The 18,042-nt window shown below is 62.8% G+C and carries 18 protein-coding genes; 9 read left to right on the top strand and 9 right to left on the bottom strand.

Annotation, left to right across the window (positions count from 1 at the left end):
* Window positions 1–107 precede the first annotated feature (107 nt).
* On the bottom strand, window positions 108–1,415 hold the full coding sequence (locus V5B44_RS08160) for a replication-associated recombination protein A (protein ID WP_332358594.1): 1,308 nt from the start codon (window positions 1,413–1,415) through the stop codon (window positions 108–110).
* A 298-nt stretch (window positions 1,416–1,713) separates the two neighbouring features.
* Between V5B44_RS08160 and V5B44_RS08155 the strand changes: the two genes are divergently transcribed.
* Window positions 1,714–1,920: a hypothetical protein gene (locus V5B44_RS08155; protein WP_332358593.1), complete on the top strand. Its 207-nt coding sequence runs from the start codon at window positions 1,714–1,716 to the stop codon at window positions 1,918–1,920.
* Window positions 1,921–2,203: 283 nt separating this feature from the next.
* Here V5B44_RS08155 and V5B44_RS08150 read toward each other — a convergent pair whose 3' ends face one another.
* Window positions 2,204–3,601: a wax ester/triacylglycerol synthase family O-acyltransferase gene (locus tag V5B44_RS08150; protein ID WP_332358592.1), complete on the bottom strand. Its 1,398-nt coding sequence runs from the start codon at window positions 3,599–3,601 to the stop codon at window positions 2,204–2,206.
* Window positions 3,602–3,933: 332 nt separating this feature from the next.
* Between V5B44_RS08150 and V5B44_RS08145 the strand changes: the two genes are divergently transcribed.
* A complete protein-coding gene (locus V5B44_RS08145; protein WP_332358591.1) occupies window positions 3,934–4,413 on the top strand; it encodes a phasin family protein in 480 nt (159 codons plus the stop codon).
* Between the two features lie 124 nt (window positions 4,414–4,537).
* Here V5B44_RS08145 and gcvA read toward each other — a convergent pair whose 3' ends face one another.
* Window positions 4,538–5,497: a transcriptional regulator GcvA gene (gene gcvA, locus V5B44_RS08140; protein WP_332358590.1), complete on the bottom strand. Its 960-nt coding sequence runs from the start codon at window positions 5,495–5,497 to the stop codon at window positions 4,538–4,540.
* Window positions 5,498–5,612: 115 nt separating this feature from the next.
* Here gcvA and V5B44_RS08135 point away from each other — a divergent pair, with 115 nt between their 5' ends.
* The 3 genes from V5B44_RS08135 (at window position 5,613) to V5B44_RS08125 (ending at window position 6,523) form a co-directional block, all read left to right on the top strand.
* The gene (locus V5B44_RS08135) at window positions 5,613–5,792 is read left to right on the top strand and encodes a hypothetical protein (protein WP_332358589.1); all 180 of its coding nucleotides are present in this window, start codon (window positions 5,613–5,615) and stop codon (window positions 5,790–5,792) included.
* Between the two features lie 135 nt (window positions 5,793–5,927).
* Window positions 5,928–6,089 (top strand): hypothetical protein, encoded by a 162-nt coding sequence (locus tag V5B44_RS08130; RefSeq protein WP_332358588.1) that lies wholly within the window; start codon window positions 5,928–5,930, stop codon window positions 6,087–6,089.
* Window positions 6,089–6,523, top strand: coding sequence for an acyl-CoA thioesterase (locus V5B44_RS08125; RefSeq protein WP_332358587.1), 435 nt, complete (start codon window positions 6,089–6,091; stop codon window positions 6,521–6,523). The genes V5B44_RS08130 and V5B44_RS08125 overlap by 1 nt, the downstream gene beginning before the upstream one ends.
* A gap of 30 nt (window positions 6,524–6,553) precedes the next feature.
* On the opposite strand, the gene V5B44_RS08120 is transcribed toward V5B44_RS08125, so the two are convergent.
* From V5B44_RS08120 to V5B44_RS08095, 6 genes are all read right to left on the bottom strand, one after another.
* On the bottom strand, window positions 6,554–8,017 hold the full coding sequence (locus tag V5B44_RS08120; protein WP_332358586.1) for a DUF294 nucleotidyltransferase-like domain-containing protein: 1,464 nt from the start codon (window positions 8,015–8,017) through the stop codon (window positions 6,554–6,556).
* Window positions 7,998–10,193: a 3'-5' exonuclease gene (locus tag V5B44_RS08115; protein ID WP_332358585.1), complete on the bottom strand. Its 2,196-nt coding sequence runs from the start codon at window positions 10,191–10,193 to the stop codon at window positions 7,998–8,000. Before V5B44_RS08115 ends, V5B44_RS08120 begins: the two co-directional genes overlap by 20 nt.
* Window positions 10,194–10,196: 3 nt before the next feature.
* Window positions 10,197–10,565 (bottom strand): response regulator transcription factor, encoded by a 369-nt coding sequence (locus V5B44_RS08110; RefSeq protein ID WP_287634656.1) that lies wholly within the window; start codon window positions 10,563–10,565, stop codon window positions 10,197–10,199.
* A gap of 38 nt (window positions 10,566–10,603) precedes the next feature.
* Window positions 10,604–13,369, bottom strand: coding sequence for a sensor histidine kinase (locus V5B44_RS08105; RefSeq protein ID WP_332358584.1), 2,766 nt, complete (start codon window positions 13,367–13,369; stop codon window positions 10,604–10,606).
* 9 nt (window positions 13,370–13,378) lie between these two features.
* The gene (locus V5B44_RS08100; RefSeq protein ID WP_332358583.1) at window positions 13,379–13,579 is read right to left on the bottom strand and encodes a hypothetical protein; all 201 of its coding nucleotides are present in this window, start codon (window positions 13,577–13,579) and stop codon (window positions 13,379–13,381) included.
* Window positions 13,580–13,679: 100 nt separating this feature from the next.
* Window positions 13,680–13,850, bottom strand: coding sequence for a hypothetical protein (locus V5B44_RS08095; RefSeq protein WP_332358582.1), 171 nt, complete (start codon window positions 13,848–13,850; stop codon window positions 13,680–13,682).
* A gap of 11 nt (window positions 13,851–13,861) precedes the next feature.
* Here V5B44_RS08095 and V5B44_RS08090 point away from each other — a divergent pair, with 11 nt between their 5' ends.
* The 4 genes from V5B44_RS08090 to V5B44_RS08075 all read left to right on the top strand — a co-directional run bounded on the left by V5B44_RS08090 (window position 13,862) and on the right by V5B44_RS08075 (window position 17,935).
* Window positions 13,862–15,961, top strand: a complete 2,100-nt coding sequence (locus tag V5B44_RS08090; protein WP_332358581.1) for an ATP-dependent helicase — start codon at window positions 13,862–13,864, stop codon at window positions 15,959–15,961.
* 184 nt (window positions 15,962–16,145) lie between these two features.
* Complete coding sequence (locus tag V5B44_RS08085) at window positions 16,146–16,490, top strand: Rpn family recombination-promoting nuclease/putative transposase (RefSeq protein WP_332359091.1); 345 nt, start codon at window positions 16,146–16,148, stop codon at window positions 16,488–16,490.
* A gap of 68 nt (window positions 16,491–16,558) precedes the next feature.
* A complete protein-coding gene (locus V5B44_RS08080; RefSeq protein WP_332359119.1) occupies window positions 16,559–16,957 on the top strand; it encodes a hypothetical protein in 399 nt (132 codons plus the stop codon).
* A 237-nt stretch (window positions 16,958–17,194) separates the two neighbouring features.
* A complete protein-coding gene (locus V5B44_RS08075; RefSeq protein ID WP_332358580.1) occupies window positions 17,195–17,935 on the top strand; it encodes a PEP-CTERM/exosortase system-associated acyltransferase in 741 nt (246 codons plus the stop codon).
* Window positions 17,936–18,042 lie beyond the last annotated feature (107 nt).

Genomic DNA, 18,042 nt, shown 5'->3' with positions numbered 1-18,042 from the left:
GCTCAGTCCTCACGTTGGCGGTCGCCCAGCGACTCGCGAATCCGCCCTACTCCTCTGGTGGCGCGCAGCGGTAAGCAGCTGCGCGAAGGTGGGCGATGATCTTCGGCCTAGTCCTTCTTCTGTCGTGCCTGGCGATCGAGTTCGCGCAGATGCGCCAGCTTCTCGCCAATTCGTATTTCAAGACCGCGCGCGACCGGCCGATACCACTCGACCGCCGGCATTCCCTCGGGAAAATAGGCCTCGCCGGCCGCATAGGCGTCCGCCTCGTCATGCGCATAGCGGTAGTCCTTGCCATAGCCAAGGCTTTTCATCAGCCTCGTCGGCGCGTTGCGCAGATGGAACGGTACCGGCCGCGAGCCGTCACCGCCGATGAAGCTTCGCGCGGCATTATACGCGAGGTAGCCGGCGTTCGACTTTGCCGCCATGGCCAGGTAGAGCACTGCTTCGGCGAGCGCCAGTTCGCCTTCCGGCGAGCCCAGGCGTTCGAAGGTCTCGGCGGCGTCGAGGGCAATCCGCGCCGCCCGCGGGTCGGCCAGGCCAACGTCTTCCCAGGCCATGCGAACGATGCGCCGCGCCAGGTAGCGCGGATCGGCACCACCATCAAGCATCCGGCAGAACCAGTAGAGTGCCGCGTCCGGCGAGGAGCCGCGGACTGCTTTGTGCAACGCCGAGATCTGGTCATGGAAGGCATCGCCTCCCTTGTCGAAGCGACGCAGGTTCTGCGCCAGCGTCTGGTCGACGAAGGCACCGTCGACGCGCTCAACCCCGGCAGTCTGCGTTGCCGTACCGATCTGTTCGATCAGGTTGAGCAAGCGTCGGGCGTCGCCATCGGCAAGACCGATCAGGCGCAAACGCGCGTCGTCATCGAAGCTCAGCCCCGGCAGCGCCTGCCGGCAGGCACGTTCGAAGAGCTGCGCCATCTCGTCGGCCGAGAGCGGGTGCAGCACGTATACCGAAGCGCGCGAGAGCAGTGCGGAGTTGACCTCGAATGACGGGTTTTCGGTCGTTGCGCCGACGAATGTCAGCAGCCCACCTTCGACATAGGGCAGGAAAGCGTCCTGCTGTGCCTTGTTGAAGCGGTGCACTTCATCGACGAAGAGAATCGTCCGCCGCCCGCTACGGGCGCGTGTCACTTCGGCACGTGCCACCGCCTCGCGGATCTCCTTGATCCCTGAAAAAACCGCCGAGATGGCGATGAAGTCGGCAGCGAAAGCGTCCGCCATCAGCCGCGCCAGCGTCGTCTTGCCAACCCCGGGCGGCCCCCAGAGAATCATGCTGTGCAGCTGCCCTGACTGGAAAGCCATCGCCAGCGGCTTTCCCGGGCCGAGCAGATGGGCCTGGCCAATCACCTCGGCCAGCGTCCTCGGTCGCAAACGCTCGGCAAGTGGTGCGTGCAATTGATTCTCGGCAGTCATGCCCTTCCTCTCCCTTTCTCGTTCATGACCAGCCCGCGGCCGCAGCCCCTGTCCGTTGCTCGCTCGGCAAGCCGCGCCTGCATGCTAACAGCTTTTCCCCTCGGCCCCCGGGCGTGCGCTGTGCCATCGGCAGCCGGCGCAGCAAGTCGTCCGGCAGAGGCACGCCGCCGACACGGTTTCCTGGCAACGACCTGATTTGGCTAACTCGCCGGCATCGTGAAATTGCGCACGCACCGGCGCACGGGCTGCAGGTATCGTTCGCACATCACTTGAGCAACCTTAACAGGAGGTCTTTCTGATGAAAACAAAGGAAAGTCGAAGCGGAATTGACCGGCGCCAGGGCGACTTTGGGCCGCCTGGCAAGCTGCCAGAGCGCCGCCGCCGCCCCGAGCGTCGCCTTCCCGAGTTGACCGAAATATCGGACATCTCCTTCGAAGGGTTCCAGTTGCTGCTGGATGGCTTCGGCAAATCGGTTTCCAGGTCACCTTCCAACTTCATTCGCTAAAAAAAACGGCACCACATCGCGGGTGTCCTGCTCGGATTGGCGCTGGGTGAAGCAGCGCCAATGACGCAAAAAGAGTCGAAACGGGGTGGAATCAAGCCCCGGAACAACAGGTAATCCGAGCATTAGACCGGGTGCAATGCCCGGTCTTTTTTTGCCTGCTTTGTCGCTGGCGAACGCTTCCGCGACGTGCATAAGGCCAGGCAGCGGACCGATGATCGACCGAGGCGCGGCTGCTCTTGCGCCTGTCACCGCCGGCGCTGGCGGATCGCCAACAACGGCTCACTCAGGAAATGGGCTGGTGTGCGTCAAAAACTGATTGCTCGAGTTCGGTGAAGGCTTCAGCAACGTAGGCACTCAAACGCTCGAGGTTGGGCAACTCGTCGGTCGCGATCAGACCAAAGTACAGTTGGCCGGCATAGCTGAAGAGGGTAATGTTCAGCAGGTTGCCGGCCGGCAGTGTGCTGATCGGATGCAGTTCCTCCAGTCGTGCGCCCTTGATATACAGGTACTCACGGGGACCCGGCACGTTCGACACCAGCGTATTGCCTGTCGGTGGCAGATGATTGCTGAGCTTCAGCATTTCCGCGAGTTGCCCGACGATGCCGGTGAGCAGGGTGTAGGACTCGATCGCCTCTGGAGCGACGCTGTCAATCATCGAGCGTACATTGCGCAGCGAAAACCCGATGTTGCGCAGGCGGACATAAGGGTCGTCGGTAGGCGGCGACAATTCAACCTGAATGATGCCGATCTTGTTGCCCATGCTCTCCTCACCTTCCTTGCGCAGGTTAACCGGCATCTGGATCGTGATGGGCCTTTTCAGGTCGACGCCCTCGTCAGACAGGTAGCGGCGCAAGGCGCCGTCCAGGCAAGTCAGCGCGACATGGTTCAGTGTCGACCGGGTCCGGCTGCGAATCCGGTTGACCCTTTCCATGCTCACGCTGGCCGTCGCAAACTGTCGGCCCGCAGTGACCTGGCCGGTCAGCGGCGTGTTGCCATCAGCCACAAAAGGCAGCGAAATGGCATTCTTGGTGAGCTTGATGCTTTCCAGTAGCAGCATCGCGGCAAGGCGCCCCACCCCCAGAACGCGTTTGCCTGCACCCGCCAGATTGCCCAGCAGCGACTCGGCCATCTTCTGCTTGAAACGCTCCTCCTTGCGATCGCCGCTACGATGCGGGATGGACCAGATCGGCTTCAACTCGAGGTCGTCAGCGGTCGGCGACAACGAGTCCGCCGCCCAGCGCATCATCGTCACGCCGTCGGCGCTGGCATGATGCGTCTTGACGTACACCGCAAAACGCCCTTCGCTCAGGCCGTCGATGACGTGCATCTCCCACAGCGGGCGTGAGCGGTCAAGCATCGGCTGATGAAGGTCGGCTACCAGACGATACAACTGCTGCCGACCATTCTTGCCGCGCGGCAGCTTGTGATAGAAAACATGCTGACTGAGGTCAACAGACTCGCAAGCATGCCAGGTGGGCATCGCCGTGAGGGAAAAGTGAATGACCCGGTTGAACGGCGGCTGGACATCGGTGAAGGTGAGAAACTCCCGGTACAGATCGACGGCAAAACTGGTCTTCGATCTGGCCGGCCGCTTGCAGATCATCAGTCCGCCCACATGCTTCGGGCTTGCTTCCGACTCGGCAATGAAGAAAGCCACATCCAGCAGAGAGAGTTTGTTCATGGGAGTATCCTTCGCCCTTCCTGAATTTGTGCTGCCACCCGACACCGCCCAGCGAAGCGGCCACTCCGCCAACCCTGACACTGCCTGCGGCCGGCCTGCACCACACCATCTACGGTCATCATGAGCAGTTCCTTCCTGCTCAACGACATGCAGGGTTCGCCTCCGAGAGCCAAGGCCTTTCAAGGATACCTCATCGAGGGACCTGCTCTCTAGAGGAAAACACGCAGGCCTTTAGTGTGCGTCCTCTAGAGCTTGTCGATAGACTTTCTTCCAGTGGTTGCTGATGAGCAGCTACAGGAACTTTTGACTGCACTCAGATAAAGGAGAAATACATGAGCAAGACACTGACAGCACTGGTCGATCGGGTCAGCAATGAGCAACTGCTGGTCAAAGCTCGGGAATCGGCACGCAAACTCTGGCTTTGCGGCCTTGGTGCTTACTCACTGGCGACCAAGAGCGGCGCACAGACCTTCGATAGTCTGGTCCGTGAAGGCCAGGCGATCACGCCAAAGGCGCGCCAGCAGATCGAAGAGAAATCCGCTGAATTGCTGAACAACGCCAGCGTGACGTTTCAACGCAGCGAGCAGTTGGTCAAGGAACGTTTTCTCCGGCCCCTGGACTTCGTCCTCCTCGCCACCAGGCGCGACATCGAACAGCTTTCGCTGCGCGTGATCCAGCTCAGTGCCGAGGTACACAGCCTGGCAAGCGGCAAGGCCAAGCCAATAGTGAAGCCGCTGAATAAGCCGGCAGCAAAGTCAGCCGCCAAACCGGCTGCGAACCAAGCTTCGCCGATGATCGGCAGCGCTGCCTAGGGTCTCGCGGTCACCGTCGGGCAGCCAGCCGCAAACCGCAGCGCCGGTGCCGCAGGCCTGACAAGACCCTGGCAGGCATTTTTTCAGGCGGAAGCCGGGTGCGCAGCGCGCACGCGGCTTCCGCCTATTCCTCGGCCACCTTTACCGCCTCGCTGCGCAGCCATTGCCGAAAAGCGCTGACGATCGGACGATCGGCAACCGCCTCCGGCACCACCAGATAGTAGGCCTGCGGGCGCCGGATGACGATGTCGAAGGGCATGACCAGACGTCCGGCAGCCACCTCGGCTTCGACCAGCGGCTTTGAGGCCAGCGCCACGCCAACGCCATCAACCGCTGCCGAGAGGACCAGTCCGGGGTCGCTGAAATGCGTCCCGGCATTATTGGCATCGATGCCCGTCACCCCGGCGAGCTGCAGCCACTCCGCCCAGGTGGGACGGTCCAGCAGTTCCATGATCGATTCGTCGTGCAGAAGGTTGTGACGCCGCAGATCGCCCGGAACGTTCAAGGGTCGCATCCCCAGCAGCAGGCGCGGACTACACACCACGGCATAGGCCGGCGCGAAAAGACGATCGACGCGACAGCCGTCGTACTGGCCACGACCAAAGCGGATGAACACTTCGGTTTCGTCGTCGCGCACGTCGATGCCCGCCAGCCCCGAAACGCCTGACGCATCACGGGCATCGATCGTTTCGAGCGAGGCCGCCATGTGCAACTGTATCTCCGGGTGCGCTGCGGTGAATTCCGGCAGATGGCGAATAAGCCACCGGGTCAGCAAAGCCGGGGGCGAGGTCACGAGCAGACGGCCACCGGCTTCATGCTGGCGGGTGCTTTCAATGGCGGTCGCGAAGCACTCCAGGCCCTCACGCACCTTGGGCAGCATTGCCCGGCCTTCGCGCGTCAGTTCCAGCGCCCGCGTCAAGCGATGGAACAGGTCAAAGCCGAGGTACTCCTCAAGGCCACGGATCTGGTGACTGATCGCTGTTGGCGTCACCGAAAGCTCGGCGCTGGCGTCCTTGAAACTCAGGTGGCGAGCCGCCGCTTCAAAGGCACGCAGGGCGTTGAGGGGAGGCAGACGGTAGGTCATATGGATGAGATATTCTCACGTATCAACTGACTTTTGATCGTTTGCCGGCACACCGGGAAAGAAATACAGTAGCGCTGCAGTCTCGGATAACGAGCATAACCCAAGGAAAAACCAGATGAAAACCGACCTTACCCGTGAACAGATGATGACGCTCGTTGAGCGCGCCCGTTACCAGCGCAGCATCGCCGCCGGCGACATCATTGTGGCTACCTCCGGCAAGGCGCTGAGCTGGCTGGCAAAGTGGACCGACAGGTTCCTGCACGCATTGCTGATGTCGCCGACGGCGAGGCAGTAAGGCTGTCGCCCGATCAACTCGGGAATAAGGCTTCACGGGGGGCGTCGGCAGCGCCTGCCGCCACGCGCAACGCAGCAGCGATCCAGGCCGGGGCCGCCCGCCGGCCATGACTCGAAACCTTGCCTGCACGGCAAGATGGCTGCAGCAACGAATGGATCGATTGCACACGGATCGACACCCACTCGCCGGAAAAGCGAGGACAATTGCACCGTACCCTGGCAGCAGGCCGACCAGCGCCTGCTGACCGTGCCCCCGGCAGGTAATGTCCATTGCATCCTGATGCGCGAGGCCAAGTGATGCCGAGAATCCAGATCGACCTGCCGGAACGTTTCGCCTTTTCCACCGAGATCACACTCTATCTCGGCCACATGAACTACGCTGGGCACCTTGACAACGCGCTTCTGCTGGCGGTGGTTTCCGAGGCCCGGCTGCGATTTTTCAAGTCGCTCGGCTACACCGAACTCGATGTCGAAGGACTGGGCATTGTCGTCGCCGACGTGGCCGTGCAGTACAGGTCCGAGGCGTTTCACGGCGAGGTCATGGTCGTTCGCATGACCGCCAGCGATTTCGGCAGCAAGGGCTGCGACCTGCTCTGGTGCCTTGCCGAGAAGTCGACCCAGCGCGAGGTCGCGCGCGGCAAGACCGGCATCGTCTTCTTCGATTACAGCGCGCGCAAGGTGGCGTCTGTCCCGGAGAATTTTCGTACCCGGGCTGCGGCACCTTCGCTGTAGCAGCCCTGGTTGAGGACCGGCAGGCTGCACTTACGCCGGCAGATACTCGCGAGCCAGTCGCCTCTGCAGATTCTGGACCTGCTTTAGCGATTCCTTGAGGATCAGCCGATCCAGTTCGTGCAGGTCATCGGGATTCACTCGGTTGGATGCCGTTGCATCGCGGTTGTTAACTTGCTGCTCGAGCCTGAGACGCTGTATGTGATGAAAGGCGTCGATCATCGCGGCCAGTGCGTCAGCCGCCGTGCCGGTCTTCTCACCGCTGACGCGCAAGCGCTCCACCGTATTGGTATCCGGTATCTGCCTGGCCAGCGCGAAGATCCTCGCCGCATCGACGAAGGGCCGTGAGCCGTGCTTCTTGAGATCGATGGTGTGCGGAAACTCCTTGTCGTCGTCGTAACGAAATCCCTTCCACCAGTTCAGCGGCGACTGCCAGTTCATCGTATTCTCGACCATCGCACGCATGAAAATGGGGTATGCGGAAGCCCTCTCGAGCAGCCACCTGCGCAGCTCGTTGGCCAGCGACTCCTGACCGTAGAGGGCGCGCAAGTCGAAAAAGATGCTCGAATTGAGCAGGGCCTCCGGCTGCGGGCTTTCCAGCCAGCCAGAGAAAGCCATCCGCCACTCGTCAGCCGACAGGCACCACTGCGGATTGCTTGCCATGATGTTGCCTTTGCACAGCGGGAAACCGCAGGCATCGAGCGCCTCGTTGACCGCCCGGGCAAAGGGCAGAAAGGCTTCGCGCAGGCTGGCCGCCTCAGCGTCCGAATCAGCCGCAAAGATCAGGCCGTTGTCCTGATCGGTGGCCAGCGTCTGCTCTAGCCGCCCCTCGGACCCGAAGACCAGCCAGCACCACTGAACGTAGGGCAGATCGAACTGGCTGGCGACCAGTTCGATCACCTGCAGGGTCAACAAATCATTGAGCGAAGACAGTCGGTGACAAAGGGCATCCGAACTCACCCGCTCGGCAACCAGTCGGGCAACAAAGCTCCGGATCTCGACCGCCAGACCAACCAGCGTATCCAGATCCCGCGCCGCCAGGATCGAGGTCACCAGTTCGGTGTTCTGGGCACCCGGCAGGGCATAAAGATCGGCCTGCGAGACGAGGTTGAAGTAGCTGCCGTCGGCTTCGGTGAGCACCAGATGGCGCACGCCACGCCTGACCATCACGACGCTGGCCTGATGCGCGCTACCATCCGCCGGCACGGTGATCAGACCACTGGTCATCACCGTGGCGATCGGCGCCCGCAGATCGCCCGACTCGATGGCAATCCGGCGCACCACATCCTGCAGGGTGATGATACCCAGCGGCATCCGGCTGCCCTCATCAAGCACCACAACGGCGTCAGCGCGCATCCGGTCCAGCAGCAGCAAGGTCTCGCGCACGCTGGCCCCTGGCCCGACAGTCAGCGGCTGCCCGCGAACCAGATGCCGCAGGGCAACGTAGGGCGAGAAAGGTGCGACGCTTCGCGCCTGCTCAGTACTTGAGTCGGGCATGGTAGGTCCTCTGGCTGGCCTCGCGCGCCTGCCGCAGCGTCCTGATCCCCATCTCGGCCAGCAACGGCAGCATCTTCAGAAAAACTTCCCCGGTGACGATCGCGTCGCCCAGCGCCGTGTGGCGTCCGAAGACCGAGACCCCGAGGCGTTCGGCGATGGCCTCGAGACGATGGCTGGTCTGGTTCGGATGCAGGATGGCCGAGAGCAGCAGCGTGTCGAGCACCGGTTGTTCGAAACGCACGCCCGTCTGCTTCTCCTTCAGTTGCAGGAAGCGCATGTCGAAAGCGGCGTTGTGCCCGACCAGCACCGTGTCGGCGCAAAAGGCGTGAAACTTGGGCAAGACGCTGTCGATGAACGGCTGTCCGACGAGCAATTCGGGCGTGATGCCGTGCACCTCGATCGACTGTTGCGACAGCCGGCAACGCGGATCGATCAGTTGGTCGAAGCACTCATGACGAAGCAGCCGACGATTGACGATCCGCGTCGCCCCGATCTGGATGATCTCGTCTCCCTGCGAAGGCTGCAGACCAGTCGTTTCAGTATCGAAGACGGTATAGCTCAGCTCCACCAGCGAGCGGTCGTCGAGTTCATGGCTGGCAGCCGACCAGCCGAAGATATCGAAATCATAGAATTCGGGACGCTCACCCTCGCCTGCGGCAACGATCGCCCGCGGCAGATCCTTCGGCGGCTCGGCGGCCGGCAGCATGGTGCGGAAAAAGGCACGGTGCGAAACCCGCTCGCGCTGAAACCAGATCTCGCCGTTGCAGCGTTCGATCACATCGAGCACGCTGAGTGGCAATGACTCGCCGGCCGTCGTCATCGGATCCTGCAGCCAGCTCATCGCCGTTTCGTTGTTCATGAAGGTGCCTAGCCACGACAGATCGAACTGCGCCAACTGTCCGCTGCGAGTCAGCGACAGCCGTACCTCGCGTACCTCATATTCGTCCTGCAAGCGCAGAGCCAGATAGCGCAAGGCCTGCAAGAGTCCGAAGGTGTCCACCCGCAGCCACAGGTCATCATCGACGTCTTCGGTCTTGACGGCCAGCGCGCGCCGCTCGCTCGTGCGTCGCTCGGCGATGCGTCGCGCAGCCACCAGCAGGAGTTCGCCGCCCAGGATTTCCTCCAGCAACCAGCGCTCACGCAGATCATTCGAGAAGGCGCTGGCCGCCTTCTCGAACTGGAGCGACAGTACGGCAGCCTCGTCACGAATGACGCGCAGGAACCGGTCGCGCTGCTGACTCGGCATGTCGGAAAAGTCGGAGAGCATTTCACCCGCCGCGCGAATGCTGCCCAGGGGTCCGCGCCCGCCCTCGATCAGTGCCTGGATCAGCGCATCGCGCCGCGCATGGCGCTCGTTGGTACTGGTCACGTCTTCAAGCACGAGCACGAAGCCGGTAATCGAAAGTCCACCAACCTGGGCGTGGTGCGGGCCGTTGCCACCCAGGACCGGCGACATGTGCGCGCGCAACAAACGTCCCGCACGCGTGGCGGTCACGAACTGCGCCGAGCCGACGAGTTGCTTGCTGTCTCCCTCGGCCCGCTCTCGACTGGCTTGCTGCAGACGTTCCAGCGCATGCCCGATCAGCGCGCGATCGAATACGGTGTAGATCGAACGCCCAAGACCCAGCAATTCGGCATTGCTGCCGTCTTCTCCGGCCGACAGCTCCTGTTTGGCCCGCTGGTTATAGAGCAGCACGCGGCCATCGAGGTTACAGACGACGACGCTCTGACTGAGATCGGCCATCAGCGCCGCCAGACGACTTCGTTCCTCCTCGAGCGAGGCGCGGGCTTCGCGAACGCGCTCGGCGACATCGTTTTCGCGCGCTTCGTGCAGGGCGAGCAGTTGATTGGCGGCCTGGCCCAGGACCTGAAGTTCGCCGGCGCCATGGGTGCTCACCCGCAGGGAACCGTGCGCCAGCGTCGCCGCGAGTTCTTCGGCCATCCGCAGGGGAGCGCTGACATACAGCGCGTAAAGCCGGAAAATCATCCAGCAGCTGACTGCACAGGCGGCCAGCGTCAGGACCACCAGGGCAACGATTCTTTCCTCCGGCGTCCGGCCACCACCGCTGCCGTCAGCTTCGCCGGCCAGCATCAACGCGGCGGTCGCGGCGACGACCGCCAGCAGAAACAGGCACACCGCTGTCGCTGCCAGGACGGGCTTGCGCGCGGTCTTCATCGGCTACATTCCCAGCAGCTTGCGCACCTCGGCGAGCAACTCCTTGGTTGAAAAGGGCTTCGTCATGTAGCCATCAGCACCCAGCCCGAGACCCTTGCTCACTTCCGTATCCCGCCCCTTGGCAGTCAGCATCAGGATGCGGGTAGCGCTCAGATCCGGATCCGCACGCAACGCCTGGCAGACGTCGAAGCCATTCATCTTCGGCATCATCACGTCGAGCAGGACGAGATCCGGCCGTTCGGCGCGCACCTTCGCCAGCGCTTCCTCGCCGTCGCCGGCCACCAGTACCTCGAAGCCCTCGCGGCGCAGCAGGAACTCGATCGAGATGACAATATTTTGTTCGTCGTCGGCAATCAGTATTTTCTTGCTCATCAACACTCCGATCCATGAATGAACTACGCCAAAATCGACTACCCACCCGCAGCCAGCGCGGGCGCCTGCTCCTGAACCGGGGCAAGAGGCAATGTAAACCGGAAAGTCGCCCCCTCGCCGGGCACGCTTTCCACCCACAGCCGCCCGCCGAGGTGCTCGACGATCCGTCGGCTGATCGGCAGCCCCAGCCCGGTACCGGATGGTTTGGCGGTCATCGTGTCGCCCACCTGGCGGAACTTCTCGAAAACCAGCTCCTGATCCTCCGGACGAATTCCCGGACCGTTGTCGGTCACACAGACTTCGAGTTGATCGGCCAGCCGGCCTAGAGCGACACGAACGCGGCCACTGCCCGGCGTCAGGAACTTTGCCGCGTTCGAAAGCAGATTCAGCATCACCTGGATCAGGCGATCCCGGTCAGCCAGGATCAACGGCAGATTATCGGGCAGATCAAGCTCGACGTGCGCCTCTTTCTCACGAAAGAGCTGACTGGTCGCTGCCATCGACTGTTCAATGACTTCCTTCAGGTCGAGTTCGCAGGCGTTCCAGTCCGCCCTCCCCGACTCGATCTTTGCCAGGTCGAGGGTCTGGTTGATCAGCCGCGTCAGACGCTCGGCTTCGCTGACAATCAGCCCGAGAAAGCGCACGCGGTCGGCCAGGTGCATCCGCGGATCGTCGCGCAGCAGTTCCGAGAAGGCCCGAATCGAGGTCAGCGGCGTCCGCAGCTCGTGCGTCACCGAAGACATGATGTCGTCCTTGACCCGGTCGAGTTCCTGCAGACGCTCATTGGCCTCCTGCAGCTCCAGCGTGGCCGCCGTCAGCTCGCGCGACTTGCGCTCGAGTTCCCGGCTGTAGGTACGCAGTTGCGACGCCTCGTCGAGGATATGCATCACCTCGTCGATACTCAGCGGCTCCTCCTTGGCCACCGAGGCGACCATCACCCGCGCCGAGGCACTGCCGATCGCGCCGGCGAGCAATGATTCCGAGAACTGCACCAGCCGGGCATCGGCCTCCAGCGCGTTGCCCTCGCCTACGCCGTGTCGGCGGGCATAGCCGGCAAAGGCCAGCTCGGCCTTCGTCGGGCCGAGAAAACGGCCAACCAGTTCCTGCAGATCACTCACCTTCGCGCGCCCTCGCCAGAGCACCGCACCGATCGGACCGCTTTCCTTGAGTGCGTCGACGAATACCGTCGCCTGCGTCGCCTCGGCCACCTCCGGCGGCCGCAACAGCGAAACGCCGACATAGGCGCCAATATTGGCGAGAAAACTCCAGAACAGGCAGTGCGAAATCTCGTCAATGCCGGTCAGACCAAACAGCTGCTGGGGCCGCAAGAGCTCGATTCCGAACAGCCCGTGGGTCAGAAAGCCATCCGGCAGCCAGCCGGACTTGGCAAAGGACGGCAACAGCAGGGTGTAGCCCCAGACCAGAAAGCCTGCCGACAGACCGGCGAGGGCGCCGCCACGCGTTCCGCTCCGCCAGTACATGCCACCGATCATCGCTGGCGCGAACTGGGCCACGGCCGAGAAGCTGATCAGGCCGATGGCGACCAGCGCGTAAGCCTCGCCCGCCAGCCGGAAATAAAGATAGCCGAGCAGCAGGATGGCGACAATCGCACCCCGGCGGATAGCGAGCACCAGACCGGAGAGGTCCCTCGACTCTTCCAGCGTCTCCCTTTGATGGCGCAGGAGCAGCGGCATGACCAGGTCGTTGCAGACCATGGTCGACAGGGCGATGGTTTCGACGATGACCATGCCGGTCCCCGCCGACAGACCACCGATGAACACCAGCAGCGCCAGCCCCTCCTGCCGCTGCGACATCGGCAGGGTCAGGACGAAGGTATCGGCATCGACTCCCTGCCCCGAGAAATGCAGGAGACCGCCAAGCGCGATCGGCAGAACGAAGAGATTGATCAGCAACAGATAGAGCGGAAACAGCCAGGCTGCCCGCTTCAGGTGCGCCTCATTGACGTTCTCGACGACGGCGACCTGGAACTGTCGCGGCAGAAACAGAACCGCCATCGCCGACAGCACGATCAGCGAGAACCAGCCGGTGTAGCCCTGGCCGGATGGAATCGCGCTCGTCAGATAGCGTAACTCCGGGTGGGTCTCGACATGCTCGAAAATGTCGCCGAAACCATCATAGAGCCCATAGGTCACAAAGACGCCGACCGCGATGAAGGCGACCAGCTTGACGCCGGACTCCAGAGCAATCGCCGCCACCATGCCCTCGTGGCGCTCAGTGGCATCAAGGTGGCGGGTACCGAAGACAATCGTGAAGGCTGCCAGAATCAGCGCTATGTAGAAGCTGATGTCGGCCGCCACCGGCAGCGTCGGACTGCGATTCGGCATGACGATTTCCGGGTAGCTGAGGAACAGGCTGACGGTGCTCGACACGGCCTTCAGTTGCAGGGCGATGTACGGAATGATGCCGACCACGGCGATGATCGTCACCAGACCACCCAGAAGATGACTCTTGCCGTAGCGCGAGGAAATGAAGTCGGCGATCGAGGTGATGCGGTTAGCCTTGACGATGCGGATCATCTTCAGCAGCACGAACCAGCCGAGCGCCATCACCAGCGTTGGTCCCAGGTAGACCGGCAGGAAGCCGATGCCCGATACCGCGGCGCGCCCGACGCTGCCATAGAAGGTCCAGGTCGTGCAGTAAACCGCCATCGACAGGGCATAGATGGTCGGGTTGGCGATGATCGAGCGCCCCTGATCAGCGCGCTTGTCACCCCACCAGGCGACCGCAAACAGCAGTCCGAGATAGAGCAGCGCGACGGCAATCAGTACCGGGGCGTCAAGCATCGTCGGCGCCTATCTGAAGCGGCCTTCGATCGCCCAGGCCATCAGGCCAATGACCGCGATCCAGGCGCAAAAGACATACGCGTAGACGAGGGGAATCCCGAAGATCTCGGTTGGTCGGTCGAAAAGGGAAAGCAGCGGGTAATTGAACAGCACACAGCCCACCAGGAACGCCGCGATCAGTCGGTCCCCAGCCAGTATCCTGCGATGCATCTCACCCTCCCGATTCGCAAGTGATGGCACCAGTCAGCCGCAGGCTGCCTGGTCATGGCCATCGTCAATCAGCCCTCGTCAGCCGCTATACTGCCGGCAGTCACTCCTCCCTGGGGAAGCCCCCGAGATGATCCACCCCGCTCTCGACCGGCAGCCCAGCCTTGCCGGCGCGGCCTGCACCGAGATCCGTCACGATGCCGCCCAAGGCATCGCCCGCATTGTCATCAATCGGCCCCGGAGACGCAATGCCTTTCGACCAGAAACCATTCACCAGCGATGAGAATGCCTGACAAGAATAGCCGAAACGTCACCGACCCGCTGGCGCAGCTCAATCAGGCGCAGCGCGCCGCTGCCACGTTCGGCATCGACCAGCACCCAGCAGCAGCCGGCAGCGACCACCCTCCCCTGCTGGTGATCGCCGGCGCCGGATCGGGCAAGACCAGCACGCTCGCGCACCGGGTCGCGCAGATCGTCAGCCAGGGCACCGATCCCGGCCGCATTCTGCTGCTGACCTTCTCGCGCCGCGCAGCCAGCGAAATGACGCGCCGCGTCGAGCGGATCCTGAGCCGGCGAACCAGGGCCAGCTCGCTCCCGACCGCGGCCGCGCTGGCCTGGTCCGGCACCTTCCACAGCGTCGGCGCGCGCCTGCTGCGCGAGTACGCCGGCCGCATTGGTCTCGATCCGGCGTTCACCATCCATGACCGACAGGACTCGGCCGACCTGATGAACCTGGTGCGCCATGGCCTCGGCCTGTCGGCGAAGAGCAGGCGTTTTCCCCTCAAGACGACCTGCCTGGCGATCTACTCGGCGGTGCTCAACACGCAGGCGACGCTGGTCGAAGTACTGCAGTCGCGCTTTCCCTGGTGCAGCGAATGGGACGCCGACCTCAAGCGCCTGTTCCTCGAATACGTCGAGACGAAGCAGGCGCAGCGGGTGCTCGACTACGACGACCTGCTGCTCTATTGGGCGCAGATGGTCGGCGAACCCGAGCTCGGCCGGGAAATCGGCGAGCGTTTCAGCCATGTGCTCGTTGACGAGTACCAGGACACCAATCGGCTGCAGGCGGCGATCCTGCTGGCGATGAAACCCGATGGCCGGGGCCTCACCGTCGTCGGCGACGACGCCCAGTCGATCTATGCCTTTCGCGGTGCGACGGTACGCAACATCCTCGATTTCCCCCGCCACTTCGAGCCGCCGGCGCAGGTCGTGACACTCGACCGCAACTACCGCTCGACGCAGCCGATCCTGGCCGCAGCCAACCAGGTGATCGCCGGCGCCGCCGAACGCTTCACCAAGGATTTGTGGAGCGACCGCGTCGCCGCCGAAAGGCCGCGGCTGATCTCGCTGCGCGACGACGCCGACCAGGCGCTCTACGTCGTCGAACAGACGCTCGCCCGACGCGAGGCCGGCGTCCAGCTCAAGGCGCAGGCGGTGCTCTTCCGGACGGCACAGCACAGCGTCCGCCTGGAGATCGAGTTGACGCGGCGCAATATCCCGTTCGTCAAGTTCGGCGGTCTCAAGTTTCTCGAAGCGGCGCATGTCAAGGATGTCCTAGCCATCCTGCGCTGGGCGCAGAATCCGCGCGACCACCTGGCCGGTTTCCGCGCCATGCAACTGGTCGCCGGCATCGGCCCGAAAACCGCCGGCCGGGTGCTGGCCAACGTCAGCACGGCCAACCCCGCTTGCCAGCTGCTCGGCGAACAGCCGGTGCCGGACACGGCAAGATCCGCCTGGCTCGAGTTCGCGGCTGTGGTCGAAGCCGGCGGCCGGGATGCCACTCCCTGGCCGGCCGCCTTCGACCGGATCTGCGGCTGGTACCAGGCACAGATCGATCGCCTGCATGACGACGCCGAAGTCCGGCAGGCCGACCTCGAACAGCTCGGCCGCATCGCCGCGACGTATCCCGGCGGGGAGCGTTTCCTCACCGAACTGACACTCGACCCGCCCGACGCCAGCAGCGACGAGGCCGGCACGCCGCTGCTCGACGAGGACTATCTGATCCTGTCGACCATCCACTCGGCCAAGGGCCAGGAGTGGACCGCGGTCACCGTCCTCAACGCCGTCGATGGCTGTATCCCCTCCGACATGGCCACCGGCTCGACGGCTGAAATCGAGGAGGAACGCCGCCTGCTGTATGTCGCCATGACGCGCGCCAAAGACCACATCGAGATCCTGCTGCCGCAGCGCTTCTACGTTTCGCATCAGCCCGGATTCGGCGATCGCCACGTCTACGCCAACCGCACGCGCTTCATCGGCAATGCCTTGCTGCCGTATTTCGAACAGATCTCGTGGCCACCCCCAGCCGAAGCGCGGGTCGCCAATCCGCAGGCGAAGCAGCAGGCGCTCGACCTCGCGGCGCGGATGCGGGCGATGTGGAAGTGAGGCCGGGATGGCGACCCCGCGAGGCCAAGAAAAACGCGGCGGCGCGCAGCGCCGCCGCAAGAGGTAAAGAGCCGAAGTAAAGTGGGCCCGCAAGTCAAGACGAATTTGCGTGGTGTTAACGCTGCACCTGCGACTTCACCAGCAGCTGGCCGGCGCCAACAAACGGATTCGATTCAGCCAGCTCATGCGTCAAGGCCGTTCGGTTGCCGTCCCGTTTGCGAGTGGCTCGCTTACGCACTGCAATCATCGCCATGGTTCACCTGCACGATACCGGCTAGCGATACTTTTTTCGCACGCGGATCTGGTGAGGGAACTGCCAGAGGTTTTCGCCCCGCCGGGCGTGACGGAACTTCTGGACTATGCCACGCTGCGCCCGGAACCCGGCACTTTCTTCACGCCCGCGATGAAGAAGCGCGAAGAGGACGTGGTGTGGCCGATCGAACTGCAAGGGCAGCGGATCTACCTTTACCTGTTGCTCGAGTTTCAGTCGGCGGTCGACCCGGGCATACCGGTACGAATGACGCAATAGGTCGCGGCGCTCTACGACCATCTGGTGCGGGGGAAGACCATTGATCTTGCGGACGGCCTGCCACCGGTTTGCCGATAGTCATTTACAACGGCGACAAGCGCTGGAACCACAGTGAGGAGATCTTCGACCTGATCCAGCCGCACCCCGCGGTGCTGACGGAGTTTCAGCCGAAGTTGAGATTCTGGCTGCTGGATGAGGGGCGGTTGACTGCCAAGTATCTGGAAGGACTGCAACGGGTAATGGCCGCCATATTTCGCATCGAGCGCACACGCGACACCGAAGCTGGAAGGTGTCATCGCTTCGCCTTGAGCATTCACAACGAGTTCGGTCACCGGCACATCGGCGATGTTCCGCAGACGGACTACCGGGACTGGGCCACCAGCTACGAAGCCCTATCTGTTGCACGCAATGCCCCTCGCTGGTTGAAGATGCTCAAGAAGCACGGCGTTATCCGCGCCGCCACCTGACGTCTCGTCCTTCGAGCTCCTCTTGATGGCTTCAGGCGCCAGAGATTCGCTTGCCTTCAGGAGAGTGATCTGTCATGGTAAGCTGGCCTCGAATCCTTGGCCGCCGTACACGCATCGGCCAGCTCTTCATGGCTCAGGGCAGCCCTGGACATCCACCGCTTGACGCGAGCAGTTGGCGCGATGATACTTTTGCCAGTTGTTGGATCCTTAACTCCCGTAGCGATCTGCGAGACTCCCATGGCAACCGATTTGTATTCGGCTTTCAACCAGTACTTCGATCTGCTGCCTGCTGACAACGACCAGCTGCGAGAGGAAGTGTTTCGGCTGCGCTACCAGGTGTACGTCATCGAGACCGGTTTCGAGCGAGCAGAAGACCACCCGAACGGGCTCGAGAGAGACGCCTTCGACGAGCGCTCCGACCACTACTTGCTCAGGCATCGCGCCACTGGCGTTTACGCGGCCACCGCCCGAATGATCCTCCCCAACTCTTCCGCTCCTGTGGCCCCCTTTCCCATTGAAACACACTGCCAGTTTCACGAAGGGCTGGACGAGCGCAATCCGGTGGAGAGACGTCGGTTAGGGGAGGTGTCCCGCTTTGCGGTCTCCAGGGCATTCAAGAAACGTGTTGGAGAGGCTGGTACCCCGATCGGCATTTCGGGAAATGTAGAGATGTATTTTGAGCCGGACGAGCGCCGCATCCTGCCGCACCTGTCGCTTGGGCTACTGGCCGTCGAACTGCGCATGATGCACAAATACGGCTTGACCCATTGTTATGCGGTCATGGAACCTGCGCTGTATCGACTGATCAGCCGATTCGGCGTGACCTTCCAACAGATCGGACCAATGATTGATTATCATGGCCAGCGGATTCCCTGTCTGGGCGACGTAAACCAATTCCTGCCGAACATCAAGCGCGTGGCCAGACCGGTGTGGGACCTGATGACCGACGAAGGCCGCTACACCTGTGGCACAGAGTGAAAGGCCCAGATCCTGGGACCGTCCACAAACAAAGCCACGGCGCAAAGTGTTGGCAACTCATGCCCGGTGAGTGATGAGGCGCACCACGTAGCCAACCACCGAAAATG

The organism is Candidatus Accumulibacter necessarius, from assembly GCF_036625085.1.
Note: the sequence above shows the minus strand (reverse complement) of the source record. Positions and strands in the feature narration are given on the sequence as shown.